16 protein-coding genes are annotated in these 20353 nt (G+C 62.2%); 3 read left to right on the top strand and 13 right to left on the bottom strand.

Annotated features, from left to right (window positions below):
* Nucleotides 1-3: 3 nt before the first annotated feature.
* Nucleotides 4-999 carry a ribokinase gene (locus ACTQ1S_RS01560; RefSeq protein WP_441546909.1) on the bottom strand — a complete coding sequence of 332 codons (996 nt, stop codon included), beginning with the start codon at nt 997-999 and terminating at the stop codon, nt 4-6.
* Nucleotides 1000-1185: 186 nt separating this feature from the next.
* Between ACTQ1S_RS01560 and ACTQ1S_RS01555 the strand changes: the two genes are divergently transcribed.
* Entirely contained in the window at nt 1186-3378 is a 2193-nt protein-coding gene (locus ACTQ1S_RS01555) for an acyltransferase family protein (RefSeq protein ID WP_441546908.1), read from the top strand.
* 189 nt (nt 3379-3567) lie between these two features.
* Here the strand turns inward: ACTQ1S_RS01555 and ACTQ1S_RS01550 are convergent, their stop codons facing one another.
* From ACTQ1S_RS01550 to ACTQ1S_RS01495, 12 genes are all read right to left on the bottom strand, one after another.
* Nucleotides 3568-4764, bottom strand: a complete 1197-nt coding sequence (locus tag ACTQ1S_RS01550) for an Nramp family divalent metal transporter (protein ID WP_427747655.1) — start codon at nt 4762-4764, stop codon at nt 3568-3570.
* A 74-nt stretch (nt 4765-4838) separates the two neighbouring features.
* Entirely contained in the window at nt 4839-6683 is a 1845-nt protein-coding gene (locus ACTQ1S_RS01545; RefSeq protein WP_427727258.1) for a magnesium transporter, read from the bottom strand.
* A gap of 320 nt (nt 6684-7003) precedes the next feature.
* Nucleotides 7004-8410, bottom strand: a complete 1407-nt coding sequence (locus ACTQ1S_RS01540) for a polysaccharide deacetylase family protein (RefSeq protein WP_441546907.1) — start codon at nt 8408-8410, stop codon at nt 7004-7006.
* 72 nt (nt 8411-8482) lie between these two features.
* Nucleotides 8483-9238, bottom strand: coding sequence for a PRC-barrel domain containing protein (locus tag ACTQ1S_RS01535; RefSeq protein ID WP_427718078.1), 756 nt, complete (start codon nt 9236-9238; stop codon nt 8483-8485).
* On the bottom strand, nt 9238-9627 hold the full coding sequence (locus ACTQ1S_RS01530) for a YtxH domain-containing protein (RefSeq protein ID WP_154516595.1): 390 nt from the start codon (nt 9625-9627) through the stop codon (nt 9238-9240). Before ACTQ1S_RS01530 ends, ACTQ1S_RS01535 begins: the two co-directional genes overlap by 1 nt.
* Nucleotides 9628-9763: 136 nt before the next feature.
* Complete coding sequence (locus ACTQ1S_RS01525) at nt 9764-10591, bottom strand: cyanophycin synthetase family protein (RefSeq protein WP_441546906.1); 828 nt, start codon at nt 10589-10591, stop codon at nt 9764-9766.
* Nucleotides 10592-10615: 24 nt separating this feature from the next.
* Entirely contained in the window at nt 10616-11989 is a 1374-nt protein-coding gene (locus ACTQ1S_RS01520; protein WP_441546905.1) for a hemolysin family protein, read from the bottom strand.
* Nucleotides 11990-12103: 114 nt separating this feature from the next.
* The gene (gene trhA / locus ACTQ1S_RS01515; RefSeq protein WP_441546904.1) at nt 12104-12787 is read right to left on the bottom strand and encodes a PAQR family membrane homeostasis protein TrhA; all 684 of its coding nucleotides are present in this window, start codon (nt 12785-12787) and stop codon (nt 12104-12106) included.
* A gap of 383 nt (nt 12788-13170) precedes the next feature.
* Nucleotides 13171-14376, bottom strand: coding sequence for a DUF362 domain-containing protein (locus tag ACTQ1S_RS01510; protein WP_441546903.1), 1206 nt, complete (start codon nt 14374-14376; stop codon nt 13171-13173).
* Nucleotides 14377-14738: 362 nt separating this feature from the next.
* A complete protein-coding gene (locus tag ACTQ1S_RS01505) occupies nt 14739-15944 on the bottom strand; it encodes an ABC transporter permease (protein ID WP_441546902.1) in 1206 nt (401 codons plus the stop codon).
* Complete coding sequence (locus tag ACTQ1S_RS01500) at nt 15931-17118, bottom strand: ABC transporter permease (RefSeq protein WP_441546901.1); 1188 nt, start codon at nt 17116-17118, stop codon at nt 15931-15933. Before ACTQ1S_RS01500 ends, ACTQ1S_RS01505 begins: the two co-directional genes overlap by 14 nt.
* Nucleotides 17119-17127: 9 nt before the next feature.
* A complete protein-coding gene (locus tag ACTQ1S_RS01495) occupies nt 17128-18066 on the bottom strand; it encodes an ATP-binding cassette domain-containing protein (protein ID WP_441546900.1) in 939 nt (312 codons plus the stop codon).
* Between the two features lie 166 nt (nt 18067-18232).
* Here ACTQ1S_RS01495 and ACTQ1S_RS01490 point away from each other — a divergent pair, with 166 nt between their 5' ends.
* Both ACTQ1S_RS01490 and ACTQ1S_RS01485 read left to right on the top strand, forming a co-directional pair.
* A complete protein-coding gene (locus ACTQ1S_RS01490) occupies nt 18233-19378 on the top strand; it encodes a sensor histidine kinase (RefSeq protein WP_441546899.1) in 1146 nt (381 codons plus the stop codon).
* On the top strand, nt 19375-20004 hold the full coding sequence (locus ACTQ1S_RS01485; RefSeq protein WP_441546898.1) for a response regulator: 630 nt from the start codon (nt 19375-19377) through the stop codon (nt 20002-20004). The genes ACTQ1S_RS01490 and ACTQ1S_RS01485 overlap by 4 nt, the downstream gene beginning before the upstream one ends.
* Nucleotides 20005-20353: the final 349 nt, after the last annotated feature.

Here is a 20353-nt window from a genome sequence, read left to right as displayed (position 1 = left end):
GTTCTACTCCGCTTCTCCGTCTTGTACTAAATCGTCTAAACCAAACACGCGCTCAACTTCGGCGCGCGTGGGAATCGACTGCTGCGCGCCCAAGCGCGACACCGTCACCGCCGAGGCGCGTGCACCCGCGGCCATGCACTCAAAGAGCGGCAGGCCCTCCAGACGAGCCGCGGCAAGCGCACCGATAAACGTATCGCCCGCAGCCGTCGTATCGACCACCGTGCTCGAAAGCGCCGGCATACGCAGCAGCTCACCGTCGTCGCCGAGCGTAACCGAGCCGGCGCCGCCCAGCGTGATGACCGCGGCGCCGGCACCCTTGGCGAGCAAGGCATTGAGCGCCGCGATGCAGCTCGCATCGTCTGCAGGCAAGATGCCCGTCAGTACCTGGCACTCAGTCTCGTTGGGACAGACCAGGTCGACTGCAGGCCAGACCTCCGCAGGCAAATCGCAGGCAGGCGCTGGATTAAAGACCGTATAGAACCCCAGCTCGCGAGCGCAAACAAACGCCTCGGCCGTCGCTGCAAGGTCGCATTCGCCCTGGGCGATAAAGACGCCTCCGGCAGCCGGGGCAATCTCGCTGGCGTTGCCATCGAGCTCATCGGCCACCAGACGCCTCAGCGCTCGGGCAACGTCCTCGCCCGCAAGTGCATGGTTGGCGCCCGGCGACAGCACGATGCGGTTATCGCCCTCACAGCGAATGATGGTCGCCGTTCCCGTCTCCACGTCGTCGCGGCGCGCCACAAAGTCACAGTCCACGCCAGCATCTTGGAGCCCCGCCACGAGCGACGAGCCAAACGCGTCGCGGCCGACCGCGCCGATCATGCGCGTGCGCGCGCCCATGCGCGCAGCTGCTACGGCCTGATTGGCGCCTTTGCCGCCGGCGTTGGTGATAAACCCGCTGCCGCCGACGGTCTCGCCCGCACGCGGCATGCGCTCGCAAGCCACCGAAAGGTCCATGTTCATGCTGCCAAACACCGCAACGATGCCGCAATCTGCCATGGAAACCTCCTCGTCCGCGGGCTCTGCACCCGCTGTCGGCCGTCAATCGTGCACTCTCGCACCTCTATAACTTTAGTTCACTTTGATGTGGACGCGCGCTTGAGCTTACGCCAGCAGCAAGCATTCACAGGAGTAGGCGGCTACAATGAAAGCGTGCTGATTATTCTCGTCATTGGATGATGTTTTATGGAACAATTCCCGCGATCGAGCTCGCGCAGCTCACGCCATGCGAGCGATCAACAAGCGCCGCACGAACGTTCGCGCACTAACCGCCAAACCACCGAGCCGCGCCACGCTGCAGGCTCCCATCGCTCGCCCGCCAACAAGGGCGCCCGCACCGACAGCGCCGCAAAAGAACAGGCGCCCACGCGTCCCAAATCTCGCTACATCCCCGCCCTCGACGGCCTTCGCACGCTCGCCGTTGTCGCAGTGGTGCTCTATCACCTCAACCTCACGTGGGCTCAGGGCGGCCTGCTCGGCGTCACGATCTTCTTTGTGCTCTCGGGATACTTGATCACGCGCCTGCTCCTCAACGAAATCGCAAAGACCGGTCGTATCGATCTCAAGAGCTTCTGGATCCGCCGCATCCGTCGCCTGTTCCCCGCCGTGGTAACCGTCGTGGTGGTGACCTGCGCACTGTGCACTGTCTTTAACCATGTGATGCTCACCAAGATGCGCCCCGACATCCTGCCGTCGCTGCTGTTCTTTAATAACTGGTGGCAGATTATGCAGGACGTTTCGTACTTTAACGCCCTGGGCGATCCCTCGCCGCTCACGCACTTTTGGTCGCTTGCCATCGAGGAACAGTTCTATCTTATTTGGCCGCCGCTGCTGCTCGCCATGGTGTCGGTGCACATGAGCAAGCCCAACACGCGCCGCGTGGTCCTGGGCCTCGCCGCCGTCTCCGCCGTCGCCATGATGGTGCTCTACAACCCCGCCACCGACCCCAGCCGCGTGTACTACGGCACCGACACCCGCGTGTTCTCGTTGCTGCTGGGCGCCTGGATGGCCTTTATCCCCGACCGCGACCTGGCGCCTGCGCGCCTTGTCCGCCATCTGGGGCTCGACCGACTGGCCGGCGCCGGCAAGCACGACAAGTCAAAGAGCGACACCGCCGAGGCTGCCACGACAAAGCCAAGTGAGCTCGCACGCTTTTGGTCCTCCCCCGCATCCATCGATTTGATGGGCGTCGTTGGCCTGGTCGGACTCGCCGCCATGGTCGCGCTCACCAACGGCTATACCGCGTTTCAGTATCGCGGAGGCACGCTGCTGTGCTCCATCCTCACACTGATGGTTATCGCGGCATGCGTGCAGCCCCAGGGCATGGTCGCACGGGCCTTGGCCGCCGAGCCACTCGTATGGATCGGCAAGCGCTCCTACAGCATCTACCTGTGGCATTATCCGCTGCTGCTCCTCATGAACCCGGTCGCCAACATTAACGACACGCCCTGGTGGCACTACATTTTGCAGGTGTTGTTGGTGGTCGCCGTGGCCGAGTGCTCCTATCGCTTTATCGAAACGCCGTTTAGGAAGGGCGCTTTTGGGCGCACCGTTTCCGAGCTCCGCGACGGCACCACCACGCTCGCCGGCTGGATGCGCGTACATGTCCCCACCTGCGCCGTTTGCGCCGTCGTGCTTGTTGTGGCGCTGGGCGGCCTGGTCTTTGTGCCCGACACATCCGCGCTGAGCGGCGAGGGCGCCGAAATCCTAAACAAGGAGGCCAAAAATGCAAAGCCTCAAGATCAGCAGGCGGCCGATGACACCGACAAAGACGACGACGGCTTCCCCGACGGAGCCTACGACCTGCTAATGATTGGCGACTCCGTGTCCCTGCGCGCCGTCGATGCCTTTGACGGCGTGTTCCCGCACAGCCACATCGATGCCGAAAAGGGCCGCCAGTTTGATGCGGGCCGCGCGACATTTGAGGGCTATATCCAGCAGAACCTTGCCGGCAAGATTGTGGTCTTTGCGCTAGGCACCAACGGCCTGGTAACCGATGATCAGATTGATGCGATCATGGCCGACGCCGGTGATCAGCGTATTGTCGTGTTTGTAAACACGCGTAGCCCGCAGCCGTGGGTCGGGTCCACGAACCAGGCCATCGCCAACGCCGCCAAGCGCTATAAAAACGTGCGTGTTATCGACTGGTACGGATACAGCACAAATCGCAACGACCTGTTCGATGGCGACGGCACGCACCTGTCGACTACCGGCGTGACCGAGTACCTTAAGCTCATCCACGATGCCGTCAAGAAGGACCTACCCGTGCACCCCGAGGACCACGTTAACGATCCGCAGCCGGCGGCTGTCAAATCCGCTGCCGAGACACTCGTCAACGCCCTCGCCTACAAACCGCACAAGCTAGGCACCGACAAGTAACGCACAGCCAAATCTGCTTACAATCCGGCACTTGGGACCACTTCCGCGACTTACAAAGCCGCCTCCGGGCTGTTAATTCACCCCAGAGGCGGCTTTATAGCTGCACATCGGTATATAACTAGCACCCTATAGCAGACAAAAACAGGCCGCAGCCCATGGCGGCGGCCTGTTTAGAGTCCAAGAGAGGTGCTACGCGCTGTAGCCCATCGCTTGCAGAACAAACATAACGACCGTCAGCACCGTAATAACGCCGATAGTCGCCCAAGTGAGCACATTCCACACACGGCCGTTGCGGTTGGCGCCCATAATGTGTCGATCGGCGGCAATAACCACCTGGAACACCAGAACCACGGGCAGCAACACGCCGTTGATGACCTGCGAGGTCATCATAATCTGGAACAGGTCGACGCCGGGCATGAGCACCAGCACGGCAGAAATGCCAATGATTGCCGTAATGATGCCGCGATAGACCGGGGCCTCGTCCCAGCTGCGATCGGCACCGCGTTCCCAGCCAAACGCCTCGCAGATAGCGCTGGACGTAACGCCCGGCAGCACACAGGCGGCCAAGAAGCTCGCCGCGACCAGGCCCGAGGCAAACAGCACCGTGGACCACTGGCCCGCAATGGGCTCCAGCGCGCGGGCAGCGTCTGCAGCATCGCTAATCTGAATGCCCGCGGGGAACAATACCGTACCGGTCGTGATGATAATAAAACCGGCAATGACATCGGCGGCAATCGAGCCGCTCACGGTATCGATGCGCTGCAACACGATATCGTCCTCGCCCGCATTCTTATCGACCACGTTGTTCTGTGCCAGGAAAATCATCCAGGGCGCGATGGTGGTACCGATCGTCGCGACCACAAGCGACACGTAGCTGGGGTCATTTTGAATGTTGGGTACAACCAGATCGACCGCCACCTCGCCCCAACTGGGACCAGCCATAATTGCAGCGACAATGTAGGTCACAAACACGCAGCTCACCAGCAACAGAATCTTCTCGATGCGCTGGAAGCTACCCGACATGGTAAGCATCCAAACCATCAGCGCCACAAGCGGCACCGAGATGCTCGCCGGCACGCCAAAGAGGGCAAGGCCGCTCGCGATACCCGCAAACTCCGAAATGGTCACGGCTGTGTTGGCAATCAGCAGCGCCGCCATGGCCAGCACGCTCTTGCGCACGCCAAAGCGCTCGCGAATGAGCGAGGCCAGGCCCTTGCCCGTCACGCAGCCGCAACGCGCCGCGGTCTCCTGCGTCACGATGAGCAGCACGGTCATGACGGGAAGCATCCAGAGCATCTTGTAACCATAGCTGGCACCGGCGCTGGAATACGTGGCGATGCCGCCGGCGTCATTGCCCGAAAGCGCCGCCAGAAGGCCAGGACCCATGGCACCAAAGATGGCCGCGATGGTCAGCTTTTGCTTGGTGCCCTGCTTTTGCTTGCTATTTTGCACGCGACCACCTAACCCATGACCGACATGGTGTGCAGCACCGCAGCGGCACAGTACGCCACGCACGAGATCATGACGGCAATGACGTTCATGGCGGTACCCGACGTATTGAGGTCGTGCTCGTCGCGCCAGAACAGCACCATCAGGTAAATCACAGCGCTCATGTTGCCAATCAGGCAGACGATGGCCGCGATGTTAAAGCAGCCGGTAAAGAGCTGCTCCTCAAGCATGGGCGCGTCGGGGAACGCCGTGGTGCGCACCAGCTGAGCGCACAGGTAGGTCACGAGCGACAGGATCAGGCCCATGCCCGTGCTCTGGAAGAAGAATCCCAGATACGGCTTGGGTTCATCGTCATGGCCGTCGTACTCCAGGAAGTAGTTCTTGACGAACGACACCATACGCGAGGCAGCCAGCAGCACGAGCGGCATGGCGCACATGGGGAACACCACCAGATGTGCGGAGCCCAGCGCCGTCCCCAGCACTGCCGCCATGATGCACGAGGCAATGCCCCACACGACAACCCAGTACTGGCGATGCACAAACCAGCTGAGCACATTCGTCGAGTCGTCGGACGCGCTATCGCCCGAGCCGACGCCTGCGATCTGCAGGTCCTCCTGGTACTCCTCGGCGATAACGTCCATGGCGTCGTCGAAGGTCACAATGCCCAAGATGTGGCGGTTCTCATCGCAGACGGGGATGGCGACCAGGTCGTACTTGGTCATCTCGTCCGTTACGTCTTCCTGGTCCTCGTCGGGCGACACATAAACCAGGTCGCGGTAGGCCAGCTGGCCCAGCGTGGCGTCGCGGTCGGCCACGATCAGCGTGCGCAGCGAGAGCACGCCGGTCAGCATACCGCTCGGATCCTCGGTATAGACGTAGTAGACGCTTTCGAAATCCTCGTCGAGCTTGCGGATCGCCTCGATGGCGTCACCGACCGTCGCCGTGGCAGGCAGGGAGACAAACTCCGAGGTCATAATGCGGCCGGCAGTGTTTTCCTCATAGCCCAGCAGGTTACGAATCGCCTTCTCCTCCTGAACGCCCATCAGGCGCAGGAGCTTCTCGGCCTTCTCGTAATCGAGCTCGTCAATCAGGTCGGCGGCGTCGTCCGGGTCCATCATGGCCAGCATCGACGACGCATCCGTGTCGGACAGGCCCTCGAGCATCTCGGTCATGAGCTCGTCGTCATCGAACTCCGAGATGGCCTCGGCGGCCTGGGCGGTGTCGAGCTGCGCGAACACCTGCGCGCGCAGGCGAGGATCGAGCTGCTCGATAATGTCGGCAATGTCGGCAGGATGCAGCTCGCCGAGCGTCTTATGCGACACCGACAGCTGGATGTTCTTAGTCGAGCGATCGAGCAGGTCCATGTAGGACCAGGCGATGATGTCCTCGCCGAGCGGTTTGCCCAGGTGCTTCATAAAGCCCTCGACGACATGTTCAAGAGCGGGGCTGATTGCGCGCAGCAGACCGCGGGCACCGACTTCGGCACCCAGCAGGCGCAGCTGATTTTCGCCTGACATGGAAAACTTGATGTCGTTTACGCGCACGACCTTCATGCCCTGCGTGTCGACGATTTGTTTGTTGAGCACGTCGCGCGCGAGCAAAAGTTCGGTCGGCTGCAGGTACGAAAAACGGATTTCGGTGGCCGACGTCTTAAGGTATACGCCCGTCTCGTCGATACGGTCGACCCATTTTCGCCAGCTGATCATAAACGGCGTCTTGCCGGGACCGCGGAACGCGAGCGACGTCACGTGCGGAAAAACTTCGCCGGTAGCAATGCCAAAATCGTTCACAACGCCGAGCTTTTCGCCATCGACGTCCAAGACCGGCAGCTTGAGCATCTCACTCAGATAATTCACTGGTGCTCCCCATCATTATTCCTTCGGACCGTGGCCATGCCGGCACGCCATCCGTGGACTTTTAGATATGTATACGCATGCGCGGGCGGCACACCGCTCGGCGCTCACACCCCGTGCATGCGCAAGAAGCACCTGCAAGGGGTCATCGACTGTATGGTCGAGGTTTGGATTTCACCTGCAACCTTTCTCTTGACCCTTGTTATCCGCAGTAACTATAGCATCAGCATCGCGCCGTGACGCCAAATTTATGCTCCAAACATCGCAGGCATACCAAACGCTGACGCATCCGTGACATAGTCGTTTAAAAACGTCCCCCGTGACTAGTCTGTGGTGTCGTTATCTTCGGCGAGCTGGGGAAACACGGCGTTCTTGGGCATGGAAGTCTTCGTTAGCGAGGTGAGTTTTTTGCTCAGCGACGTATCCGTCTTAACCAAATCGCTCAGTGTCACGATCTTGTAGCCCTTGGCGACAAGGCCATCGATGATCTGCGGCAGCGCTTCGAGCGTCTGTTCGGAGCACTCGTCGCTATCGGTGAACAAAACAATGTTGCCCGGAGTCACCGATTCGAGCACTGTCGAAACCTGTTCGTCGGCGCCGTTGAGCAGCCAGTCGCCCGAATCGATATTCCACGAGACCACGGCAGACACCAGGTCCATCGCATCGATCCAGTTTTGCTCGTCAAACGCGGCGTAGGGAGCACGCAGCAACATCGTCTCGACGCCGGTCGCCGACTTAATCGCCTCGGTGCCCTTCGTGATCTGCTTGCGCACCGTCTCGCGATCCTCGCCCTTGAGCGAATCATCGCTGTAGCTGTTGGAGCCGATCTCGCATCCGGCATCGACAATCGCTTTGGCAGTAGCGGGCGAGGCTTCCGCAGCATCGCCCGAAAGGAAGAACGTCGCCGTGACGCCCTTTTCCTTGAGCACCTGCAAGACCTGCTTGGTCGCGCCGCTCGGACCCTCGTCAAATGTCAGGGCCACGTACTTTTCGTTGCCCTTGGGCGCTACGCTCGCGCACTCGACTACGCAGTCGGTGGCGGGCACGACCTCGCCGCGGTCCTGCGTCTTGCCCGACTGCTCGCCGACCCATACCTCGGAGCGGCCCTGAACGCCCCAGGTTTTAACGTATTCGATAGCGCCCGTGCCCTCGACCTTCAACTTGGGCTCAATGGTCGTGACCTGGACCTCGTGCTTCTCGTACGTGTCGCGGCCGTCTTTGACCGTCACTTTCTCGCCGCCCGTTAGCTCGCGGCTATTCCACTTGCCCTGCTTCACCCGTTTGCCGTCCACCTTCACCGACAGCTTTTCGCCGCCACGGCGGGTAAGCACGCTATCGTCGACAGCCAACAAGTCGCCGGCATCGTAGGTGTCGGTCAGGCCTTGATCATCGATAAGGTTCTGCAACGTGGAGCCCACGCGCACCGAAGCCTGCTCCCCATTGAGCACAATGTCCACGCTGCGATTGACATAGCCCACGACGGCAGCGATAAACAGCACGAGCGCACAGCCGACAGCGATGAGCGCATAGGGCAGGCGGGACGGTCGGCGCGGTGAGCGCCCGTTGCCGATGCGCGCGCTGCGATCGCTAAACCCACGGCTATGGTTGAGGTACATCGCGCCGGGTTTACGGCGACGTCGACGCTGACCGCTGGGCAGCTGCCCCAGGTCGCGTCGCGCCGTCGGACGCGCACCCGAGCGCCCGTTTAAGTTAGATCCGTTTTGGCGCATGTGCCCTCCCCCATAAACACAGCGAGCCGGAGCAACATGTCTCCGGCTCGCCTCCCATCATTTGGTACGTCGCTATTTGCTAGCTTTTGACGAGCCCCCGCTCGCCTTTTGATATTCGTCCTTAAAGGCCTTGAACATACCGCGCGTCTTGCCGAGCTGCTTGCCCAGTGCGCGACTGCCCTTGTCCACGGCGACCGACCCCTTGTCATCGAGCACCTTGGCGCCCTTCTTGACCTTATCGCCCACCACGACACTGGCCTCGGCAGCCTTGGCAGCCGCGCCACCCGAATACCCGAGCGACTTGACCTCGTCCGAGACAATCATCGCGCCGTTCTCGTAGCCGCGCAGCATCGTCGGCGGCATCTGTGTGTCGCCCACCAGCACACTCGAGGCAGTGCCGGCGGTCACGTAGAACGTCTGCACGATACCCGAACGCGGCTTGAACTCAACGTCCGAGCAGTAGCCCACGACATCGCCCGATTCCGTGCGCACGTCCATGCCAACCCAGATGATGCAATCGTCCAGGTTGATATCGAGGCGCTTGGCCGCGGCGGCATCGTAGGTTCCCTTGACGTCGTCGACCGCGACAGCACCCTCATAGACGCCGATGGCATCGAGCGCCACAAATCGATCGGGGCGCTCGATCATGCCCGCGATATCGGACTGGCGAACCATAAAGCCCACCACGCGCGTACCGCCCGGGGTAAAGACCGGAAAGTGAATCTTGCCGAGCTTTTTGGGGCTGCGCGGCGTGCCGTCCTTTTTGGTGCGCTTGTCTTCGGCAGGCTTACGATAAACCTTGACGCCGACAAAATCCCCTGCGCGCATTATGCCTCGGTCGAGGGCTCCGTGGCCTCGGTGTCGGCCTCAGTGACGTTCTCGACCACGACGTCGGCAGCGGGCGTCACGTTGCCGCCCGAGATGGCGTCGTTGAGCTGCTCGCGAAGCTGGTCCATGCGCTCGCGGGCCAGGTCGACCTTGGCGCGAAGGTCATCGGTCTTGGCGTCGACCATCGGACCAAAGTCGTTGACCGCGGCACGAGCCTCCTCGGCACCGTGCTCGTAGGTGTCGCGCATGTTGTCCCAGGCATCGTTGGCGATATCGGCGGCCATGGCACGGGTCTCGGCACCCGAGCGCGGGGCCAGAGCAACGCCGATGATAGCGCCGGCGGCAGCGCCAAAGAGCGCACCGGAGACAAAGCTGAAAGTCTTTCCCATGATCATTCCTCTCCTGCGGGCACCTCGATGCCCACCGTTTGAATGCTGTCCATTATACCCGCAGCGCAACACTTGCCGTCGCGCACATCTGCGTACGGTAAAAGCGCAGGTACATGATGGTGATAAGCGAGTGAGCCTACTCCTGCGGCATGGCAGGCATGGCCACCGTGGCCGCCGGGTCCTCGCCGGCGCCATCAACGAGCGGAAGCGCACCTTCCTGTGCGGGACCTGCCGGAACCGTCGCCGCGCCACCGTAGACGGCAGCGGGGGCCTCGTGGCTCTCGGCGGTCGCGCCCTCGGTATCGATTGCCTCCTGCAGCTCATCGTCAAAGCTCGGAACACCCTGGGGCTCCACGGGCTCGGACTCGACGGCTTCCTCAGCAGCTGCCTCGACGCCGGGTTCGGAATCGGCAGGAGCCTCGCCTTCGGCCACGTCCTCGGCGTTTGCGGCGGCGATGGCCTCGTGCGGATCCTTGCCCTCGGCCTCGGCGCGCATACCCAGCACCAGGTTGCGCAGGCCCGCGACCGTGCCCTCCACGTCAGGGGCAGGCTGGTCGGCGTGCAGATAAGCCCAGTCCATCATAAAGGTCGCCGAAGACAGCGCGCCGATGGCCAGCGCGTCATCGGGGCATGAAAGCTCAACCTCAAAGACACGCTCATCGTGCTCGCTTACGCGGGTACGGCCGCACGAAATGCTGCCGGCGAGACCGGTCTCGTTCATGAGCTCCACTGTCACGTGCTCCAGCAGATGGCAAAGCTCGGTCTGGCCCATGCAGTCCTGGAATTCACGACCGGAATCGCCTAGGCACAGGTGCTTGGCAATCGCGGGCACCAGGTAGTACACGCGCGCCGTGGCCTCGATGTCCTCCGAGGTCATGAGCGGCATGCCGGGGTTCACCAGCACATGCGCGCAGATCTTGTCCTCGCTGACGGTGACCTTAAGGATGTTGAACAGGCCTGCCATAACTCTCCCCTACTCTTCCTTGCCCTACTCGTCGCCGTCGTGCGGGCCCGCAGAGCCCGCGCCCGGCGTCGCCGGCTTATCTGCCGAGGAATCGGAATCCTTCTTATCGGTTTCGGCCGGAGCGATCACGCGAATAAGCGAGATGCGCTGGCCACGCATCGACTGCACCTTGAACTTGTACCCTGCAACCTCAAACACCTCTCCGATGTCGGGCACCGAGTCGCAAAGTTCCAAAATCCAGCCGGCGATGGTCTCATAATCATCGCTTTCCTCGAGCGGCCAACCAAGCTCAATCGCATCATCGCACGAAAAACGCCCATCGACGAGCCACTCACGGCGCGAAAGACGCGTGAGGTACTTGTTGTCGGGGTCGAACTCGTCCTCGATCTCGCCCACGATCTCCTCGACGATGTCCTCGATGGTAATGATGCCAGCCGTGCCGCCGTACTCGTCCACGACCACCACGATCTGGTCGTGCGAAGTCTGCATCTCGGACAGCAGCGGCAGGATGTCCTTGGTGTCGGGCACAAAGGTGGCGTCGCGCAAATAACCAGCGATGGTCTGGTCGCCCTCGCCGTCGAGCGAGGGCTGAATCAGGTCCTTGATGTGCGCGATGCCCGCCACGTTGTCGGGATCTTCGTGATAGACGGGGATGCGGCTAAAGCCGGTCTGGCGCATAGTGGACAGCACGTCGGCGACCGTCTCGTCGTCCTCGCACATGGTGGTGTCCACGCGCGGCACCATGACCTCGCGGGCAACGGTATCGCCCAGGTCGAAGATCTCGTGGATCATACGCTTTTCCTCGTCGAGCAGGTCGTCCTGCTCCGAGACCATGTACTTAATCTCTTCCTCCGAGACGTTTTGGCGATCGTCGGCGCTCTTGATGCGCAGGATGCGGGCCAGGCCATCGGAGCAAGCGCCAGTCAGCCAAACGAGCGGACGGGCGATCTTTTGGAAAAACGACAACGGCCCCACGACCTGCTTGGACACGCCTTCGGCATTGGCCAGACCAATGCGCTTGGGCACAAGCTCGCCAATCACGATGGACACGAAGGCGACCGCAACGGTGATGATGACCGGCGCCAGTCCGCGCGCGATGGCAGAGAGCGGCGCGATGCCAAAGCTCATGAGCCACGTGGCGAGCGGGTCGGACAGGCTCGTCGAGGCGACGGCGGACGAGGCAAAGCCCACGAGCGTGATGGCGACCTGGATGGTGGCGAGCAGCTGGTCGGAGTCGGCAGCCAGCTTAACGGCGCGCTCGGCGCGTTTGTCGCCTTCCTCGGCCTCGTGCTCCAGCACGGCGCGCTTTGCCGTGGTGAGCGCCATCTCGGACATAGAGAAGTAGCCGTTGATGAGGGTCAAAACGAGGGTGGTGATAAGGGAGATGGTTATGTCCATCGGGAGTTTCTCGAACCTCCAAGATTCGGGACGTTAGGTAGTAAGCGTAGATAACGGATAGGGCAGTTGCGTCCGGCGGCCGCTTGGATGGGTCCGCAGGCACAGACGTGATCGCTAGATTACGAAGAGGATCACCGCCATGAACTGGAAGATACTGCCGGCGAGCACCCACAAGTGAAACACACTGTGCAGGTAGCGCACGTTTTTAGCGATGTAGAACGGCACGCCCACGGTGTAGCACACGCCGCCGACAGCGAGCAGGGCAAGTGCCACGGGGTTGAGCAGCGACACGAGCTCGGGCAGCTTAAAGACGACGAGCCAGCCCATCAGCAGGTAAACCAGGCCGCTTACCCAGTGCGGTTGACGCTCGCGCATAAAGCACTCGAGGGCGATGCCGATAATGGCGATGGCCCATACGGCAAAGAACAGCATAGGGCCGCCGTCGTTTGCGAGCGTGATGAGGCAAAACGGCGTATAGCTGCCGGCTATGAGCAGGTAGATGCAACTGTGGTCGATGATGCGAAACACGCGCTTGGCGCGTGCGGGCTGAATCGCGTGGTAGAGCGTAGAGGCTAGGTATTCGAGGATAATACTGACGCCATAGACAATCGCCGCGGCCATGTGAGCCGGGCCTCCGCCGCGAAGAGCGGCAAATACGATCAGGAGCACCAGGCCCGCGATGCCCAGCAGGCAACCGACACCATGGGTGACGGAGTTCATGATCTCCTCACCCACCGTGTAGTGTAGAACGGCCGCGGCCTTGGGTCGCGGCCTAGAACTGTCGCTCGAATCGGACATGCCGGTTACATCCTCCAACGTAAAGAGTTCTCAACACTATATCAAAGCGTCTGGGTACGTGCGAAATTTGCACCATACGTGACCCCTTGTTTACCCATTCTTTTCTTGTTGACGCATCAACGGCGAACAATCATGGTTGGTTACAGCGCTGGAGGACCGTTTTGGCTCCCGCCTTCGGAAGTATGCGGCAAAATCTGGAACTGCCGAGCAGACCGCAGTTTTACCAACAATTTATCAGGGGTTTTGTTGCCAAAAACGCCTTGTGGTCGGCGGTATTCGACTTTCCCCGCACTTCCGAAAAGCCGCCCGTGAGCGCTGTGCTCGCGAGCGGCTTTTGCTCGAATTACGCCACAAAGGCGCTTGTATTGTCCAATAGCTAGGCGCTATTTGACCTCGATAAGCTCGTACTTGCTCGTGCCCAGGCCGATCTTCTCGGCATGCGCGATGCACGCGCGCCAGTCGGTGTCGGGATGCGTGATGCAGAAGGGGTCACGCGCCTGCTCGCCCTCCAGATGCTCGTGGTTATGCTCCATCTTGGCCGCGCTATCGGTGAGCTCGGTGTTGGGCAGCGGCTCGGACGCCATGACGGCATCGGCACAGGCCTGGTCGATGGCGACCGGGTCGAAGCTCGCGAACATGCCGATATCGTTGACGATAGGCGTATCGTTTTCGGGATGGCAATCGCAGTTGGGGCTGATATCCATGGCAAGCGAGATGTGGAAGCTCGGGCGGCCGTCGACGACGGCCTTGGTGTACTCGGCGATCTTGCAGTTGAGCACGTCGGCCGCGGCGTCATAGACGGGCTTGATGGCGTCCTGGTTGCACACGCCGATGCAGCGTCCGCAGCCCACACAGCGATCGTGGTCGATAGCAGCCACGTGCACCGTGCGAGTAGCGCCGCTGGCAAGCTCGCGCTCGCGGGTGTCCTCGAACGAGATAGCGTTGTGCGCGCAGATCTTTTCGCAGGCACGGCAGCCAATGCAGTGCTCGGTCGCGACGTTCGGCTTGCCGGCGGCATGCTGCTCCATCTTGCCGGCACGGCTGCCGCCTCCCATGCCCAGGTTCTTCATGGCGCCGCCAAAACCGGCCTGCTCATGGCCCTTAAAGTGGGTGAGGCTGATCACGATATCGGCATCCATGAGCGCCTGGCCGATCTTGGCCTCGCGCACGTACTCGCCGCCCTCGACCGGGACGAGCGCCTCGTCGGTGCCCTTAAGGCCGTCGGCGATGATGATCTGGCAACCCGTGGCATACGGAGTAAAGCCGTTCTGATAAGCGGTGTCGATGTGCTCGAGCGCGTTTTTGCGACTACCCACATAGAGCGTGTTGCAGTCGGTGAGGAAGGGCTTGCCACCCAGCTCCTTCACGACATCCGCGACGGCGCGGGCGTAGTTGGGGCGCAAAAAGCTCAGGTTGCCCAGCTCGCCAAAGTGAATCTTGATAGCGACGAACTTGTTCTCAAAGTCGATCTGCTCAATACCGGCGCGGCGGATGAGGCGCTTGAGCTTGTCGAGCTGGCTCTCGCGAGCATGCGTACGCAAGTTGGTGAAGTACACCTTAGCGGGTGCTGCGGGTGAAGTTGCGGTCATAGATCTATCCCCTCGGTCTATATGGCGTTACAGACATAGAGGATGGTACCCGTTAAAGCGGGGTCAAAGTCAAGTACGGCGCCCAGTCATTGGGGACGTTCTTAAATGAGTGACTACTCATTGGGGACAGACTTAAATGACTGAAACCACTCATTGGGGACGGACTTAAATGAGTGCCTCGCCACCTGGCGGCTAGGGACGTTCCTTTCCTGCCGGCAGCTGGGGACAGCCCTTGCCAACCCTGCCGGCGAGCCGGCGAATCGGCAAAGACTGTCCCCGATGACTAGTCGTTTAAGTCTGTCCCCAATGACCACTCTTGGTCGTTTAAGTCTGTCCCCAATGAGCGCCCAATGACTAGGTGGCTAGGCGTGGGATTTGGCGTGAGTGAGGGCTAGGCCTACGGCGGCGATGGCCGCGGCAAAGAGCACCGTGACGCCCAGATCGCAGGCGATGTCTCCCAGCACGGCGGACGTCAGGTCCGACGAGAGTGCCTTGCCGATTGCGTCGTTCACCCAAAACGTCGGTACAAAGTGCGCCACCGTCTGCACGGACGGGCCCATCAGCGACAGCGGCATCCAGGCGCCGCCCAAAAACGTCATGAGCATGCCGAGCAGGTTACCCACACCGTTGAGCAGCTCCTCGCGCGCGCCCAAGCCCGACAACGCAAAGCCAACGGCCAGCGGCGTGCACGCCAGGGCAAACGTTGCCGCCAGCGCTAGGCATACACGACCTACGCCGACCTCGGCGACCGCGCCGGCAAAGCCCACGACGCCCATCATGCTCGACACAAACCAGATGCAGACGGCGAGCACGGCGGCGGCCGCAAACACGGCAAGCGAGCGCTGACGCTCGGAGACCGGACTGGCCTCCATGCGGCGCACGCGCTCGGGCTCGTTCATGCCCGAGAACACCAGCCCCACCGATACGATGACCGACGAGATAATCGCGTACGTGCCAAAGTTGAAGTACGACTCAAGCGTGGCGGCGGCTGTCGAGTCGACCTTGACCTGCTCGATCTCGACCTCCGCGCGCTTGGCGGCGGCATGCTCGGCGGCCTTGGCGACGTCACCGTCGGAGGCAGTAGGATCAAGTGCGGCCGCAGCGCCCGCGAGCGAGATCCAGCGCGAGGCCTCGGCAGACGAAAGCGCCGCCGCCATGGTGCCGGCACCGTAGGTCACATCGAGCTTGGGCAGGAACTCCCCCGCTCGGGCGGCTGCAACGAGGTCGTCCTCAAACCCCTCCGGGATAAAGAACACGCAGTCGGCGCTGCCCTTGGCGCTGTTGCTCTTGGAGAGCGCGTCCGCAAGGTCGTAGGTGTCCTCGCCGATACCCGTGACCAGATCAAAGCGCGAGCCCAGGTGCTTGGTAAGCGCACGCGAAAGATCGCTGTCGTCGCGGTCGACCACGATCACGTTGGTGTCGTAGGGCTCGTACTCGGTGAGCTGCGACGAGTTCCAGCTCACCGATGCCGCGATGAATACGCCCATGAGCGAGATGAACACCGTATAGATGAGCAGGTAGAACGGGTGCGCCAGCGCCATGCGAAGCGCGGTCTTAAAGGTGCTCATAGCGGCTCCTTCCAAAGATCAGCGTGGCGGCGGCAACGAACAGCAACGCCATAAGGGCCAGCGCGCCAGCGCGAACGGCAAAGGGGCCCAGGTCCTCAAAGAAATACAAGCGGTTGAACATGTCGCAGATGAGCTTGACGGGATTAAGCCAACTCTCGGCCGGGCAGGCGCGGGCGACGTCGTCGGCAAGCGCCATCGCCGGCTCGCCATAAAGCCCGGCGAACAGGGCACACGTGGTGGCAAAGCCCGTGAGGATGCCCGACTTGGACGCCTTGCCGCCCTTAACGGGAAGCGTGCCCACAAAAAGGCCCAGACCCGTCGCGGCAAGCGCGGACGCGGCACCACCCACCAGACACAGCCCCTCGCGCCCGCCAAAGTCGACCCCCACGACCAGGCGCACGTAGCCGATCGCGATCGTCATCGAGGCAAAGGAGACCAACCACGAGCCCACAAAGATGCCGGCCAGCGACGCCGTCTTGGAAAGGCCACCCACGCAGCGACGCGCGCCAAGGCCAGACAGATTGGGCTGCAGGTCGACGACGCTCAAGGCGGCAAACTCGGCAGACATCATCGCAACCAGGCCAAAGAGCGCGTAGTAGTAGATGACCGTGCCATCGGGCGTGGCACGCGTCAGGCTCACACGGCGAGTGCCGCCCTCGAGCGACAGGGCGCGCGCAACCGCCTCCGGGTCGGCGAGCGCCGCCGGGTTGTCCTGGGCAATCTGGCGCATGAGCTCGGCATTTTGCGTATACGAGCTTGCCACCGTCTCCAGGATGCTGCGGTCGGTGAGCACCGACGTCGCACGCGAGCTGTCATAGCTCGAAAGCAACGTGAGTTTGGGCGTGCCCGCAGCATCGACCGCATAGATGCCCGCGACCTCGCCGGCCTTAAGAGCACGGTTCGCATCGACTGCATCGTCGCACTCGTGGATCTCGAGCAGTTGGTCGTCGCCTTCCTTGGCAAGCGACGTCGCCACGTCCTTAAAGGTCGAGGCGCCCCAGGCCTCATCCGCCACGATGGCCACCGGCACCGGGTCGACCGTGCCGTCGGAGCTCAGATTCGCAAACATAAACATGAACATCGTGGAAAGCGCGACGGGAAAGATCGCGCCCCAAACCCACGTGCTCGGCCGGCGCAACAGCGTCTTGACCGTAATGATAATGGTGTTGAACATGGCCGCCCCCTAGTCGCGCAGCTTGCGGCCGGTGATCTCGAGGAATACGTCGTTGAGGGTCGGCGGCTCGCTCCACACGCGGCCGAGCGCCACATCGGCGGCGCGCAGCGTGTCGAGGATGTCAACCAGGTTGTGCGGGCTCGCTTCGCAGGTGCAGACGAGCTCGCCGCCGGAAAGCTCAACCGAAAGCACGTGCTCGAGGGCGCGCAGCCGCTCGACTGTGGCGAGCTCGACGGCGCCGACCTCGACGGTCACGCGCTCACCCATCTGAATCATGCGCTTGAGCTCGTCGTTGGTGCCCTGCGCCAGCACGCGCCCGCCGTCCATGATCATGATGCGGCTGCAGATCTGCTCGACTTCCTCCATGTAATGGCTGGTATACACCACCGTGGCGCCTTCGTCGCGCAGGCGGCAGATGCCCTCCAGGATGGCATTGCGGCTCTGCGGGTCGACGGCCACCGTGGGTTCGTCGAAGAAGATGAGCTCGGGCTTGTGCGCGATGCCGCAAGCGATGTTGAGGCGACGCGCCAGGCCGCCCGAGAGCTTGCCGGGGCGAAACTTGGCAAAGTCGCCCAGGCCGACAAAGTCGATGGCCTCGTCGACCAGCGCGCGACGGCGTTTGCGGTCGTTGACGTAAAGGCTGCAGAAATAGTCGATGTTCTCGCGCACCGTGAGCTCGTCGAACACCGCCACCTGCTGCGGCACCACGCCGATGCGGCGCTTGAGGTCGTAGCGGGCGGGCGTCATGGGCTCGCCGAACAACTCGATGGTGCCTTTGTCGTAGGCGAGCAGCTGCAGAATGCAGTTGATGGACGTGGTCTTGCCCGAGCCGTTGGGGCCCAGCAGGCCAAAGATCTCGCCGGGGGCGATGTTCAGGTTAAAGTGGTCGAGCGCGATAAGATCGTCGTAGCGCTTGACGAGGTTTTCGACGTGGACGATGTCTGTCATGAGGTGGCCCTTCTGTTGATTTCGGCCCGGTACGATTGCATCATCGCAGGAGCCGCCGGCGCGCACCAGTGAGCTTTGTCACGAGTGCGGCGGGGGCGGGCGGGAGGAATGTCACGGTTGCGGCACCTGAGCAATCGTCGCGCGCACCATCGCGTACAATACCCGTATGAACAGGCTATTCGACAAATCGATCATGCTGGCGTGCTGTATCGCGGCCGCTCTGGGCCTTGCTGTGGATGCTTGCTTGGTCGCGGCGTTTTGTCTTGGCGTCGCAGTCGCCTCGCTTACGGAAATTGCGCAAGGCGAACGTGCCCGCCGCGCCGGTGAGGCCGCGAGCTACGCTTACATTATGGTGGCCGTCTTTGTGCCGTCGTTTGTGCCGTTTGCGCCCCTCGCCCTCTATGACATCGCGCGACGCGTGCGCCGTGAACACGTTTGGGTCGCGCTGGGCGCCGGCGCCATCTTTGTCTGCGCACTCGTCGCATATGCCCACGCCGGCGCGCTTCCCACCCGTGCGCTGCTGTTGACCGCCATCCTTTCAGTCGCCGCCACCTTGCTGTCTCTGCGCACCGCTCAGCTGGAGCGCGAGCAGGAGCGCATGCGTCGCACCCGCGACGAGCTGCAGGAGCGAGCCCTCGCGCTCGAGGCGCGCAACCGCGACCTTGCCGACCGCCAGGACTACGAGGTCGAGCTCGCAACGCTCGCCGAGCGCGCCCGCATCGCACGCGAGATCCACGATAACGTGGGGCACCAGCTCACGCGCGCCTCGCTGCAAACCGAGGCCCTACGCGTGGTCCACGCCAACGAGCCCGGCGTCGCCGCCGACTTCGCTGACGTCAAGCGCACCGTGGACGAAGCGCTTCAGCTCGTGCGCTCGAGCGTCCACGCGCTCAACGACAACGCGGCGAATCTCTCCGTACAGCTCGAGCGCATCGTGGAGGGCGCGCGCTCAGATGGCGGGCCGCAGATTGAACTTGAGGTTTTGGCCGAGCATGCGCCCGCAAATGTCGCCAACTGCTTTACGGCGGTCCTGCGCGAGGCGCTTTCCAACGCCATACGCCACGCTTGCGCCCAGACCGTCACCGTACGATGCATGGAGCATCCGTCGTTTTACCAGCTCATCGTTACCGACGATGGCGCAGGCGGGGTCCAAGCAAGCAGCCGCGGCACCGCAGAGGGCATGGGGCTCGGCTCCATGCGCGAGCGCGTCGAGGCGCTTGGCGGCACCTTCACCGCCGGCCCGCGCGCCGGCGCCGGCGGCTGGCGTGTGTTTGCCACCGTTCCCAAACAGCAAGGAGATGAGGGCCGATGAGGCTCATCGTTGTCGACGACGACCGCTTGGTGGTCGATTCGCTCAAGATAATCCTGGGCGCCCAGCCGCAGATCGAGGTGGTGGGTACCGGCGCCGACGGCAACGACGCAGTGGCTCTTTATGCCGAACACGCACCCGATATCGCGCTGCTCGACATTCAGATGCCGGGGCGCGACGGGCTTTCGGCGGCCCGCGAGATCCTTGAGCGCGACCCTGCGGCGCGCGTGGTGTTTCTGACGACATTCTCGGATGACGAGTACATTGTGTCGGCGCTCAAACTGGGTGCCCGCGGCTACCTGATCAAAACCGATGTCGCCGCCATCCCGCCGGCGTTGGCCCAGGTCATGGACGGCAAACGCGTGCTCGAGGGCAAGGCAATCGAGGATGTCGACTTTGATGGGGCGGGCGTCGAGGTGGGCACGACCCGCCGGCCCGCGGCCTTCGTCAGCCTGACCGACCGCGAGTTCGAGGTCGCCGAGCTCATCGCCCGCGGCCTCGATAACAAGGAGATTGCCGCCACCGCCTATATGGGCGAAGGCACCGTGCGAAACCACATCAGCTCAATCCTGGCCAAAATGGGCCTGCGCAACCGCACGCAGATCGCCATCGCCTACCTGCGAGGGTAGTTGCCCGAAGACCGACCGCCCCGACATAACAAAATGTCTGCTACCGATTTAATGCCATTTCAAAACGATGCCGGTTTACTACGATGAATCGCCCACCTTCAACCACAGCAAATTGCGAGCTTGCAAAACCGCAGGTAGAACGCTTGCAATATTTGGAAAAATGCAGTCATGGTCGGGGATGTCGAATTTATCGTAGTAAACCGACATAGTTTTGTTCGGGCGCCCCTGCACGAATGCCTCCGCAAGCCTCGCAGGACCAAAGTGATCCGTTTTCTTCCGCCCGCGGAGATCGGCTGACGGCGCCCGCCACGAAATCGGCCCATCTACTACGTTTAGTCCTGCACCCCCG

This window comes from Collinsella sp. LCP21S3_D3 (assembly GCF_052118305.1).
Classification (GTDB): domain Bacteria; phylum Actinomycetota; class Coriobacteriia; order Coriobacteriales; family Coriobacteriaceae; genus Collinsella.
The sequence above is the reverse complement of the archived record's forward strand: the minus strand, read 5'-3'. Positions and strand labels throughout refer to the sequence as shown.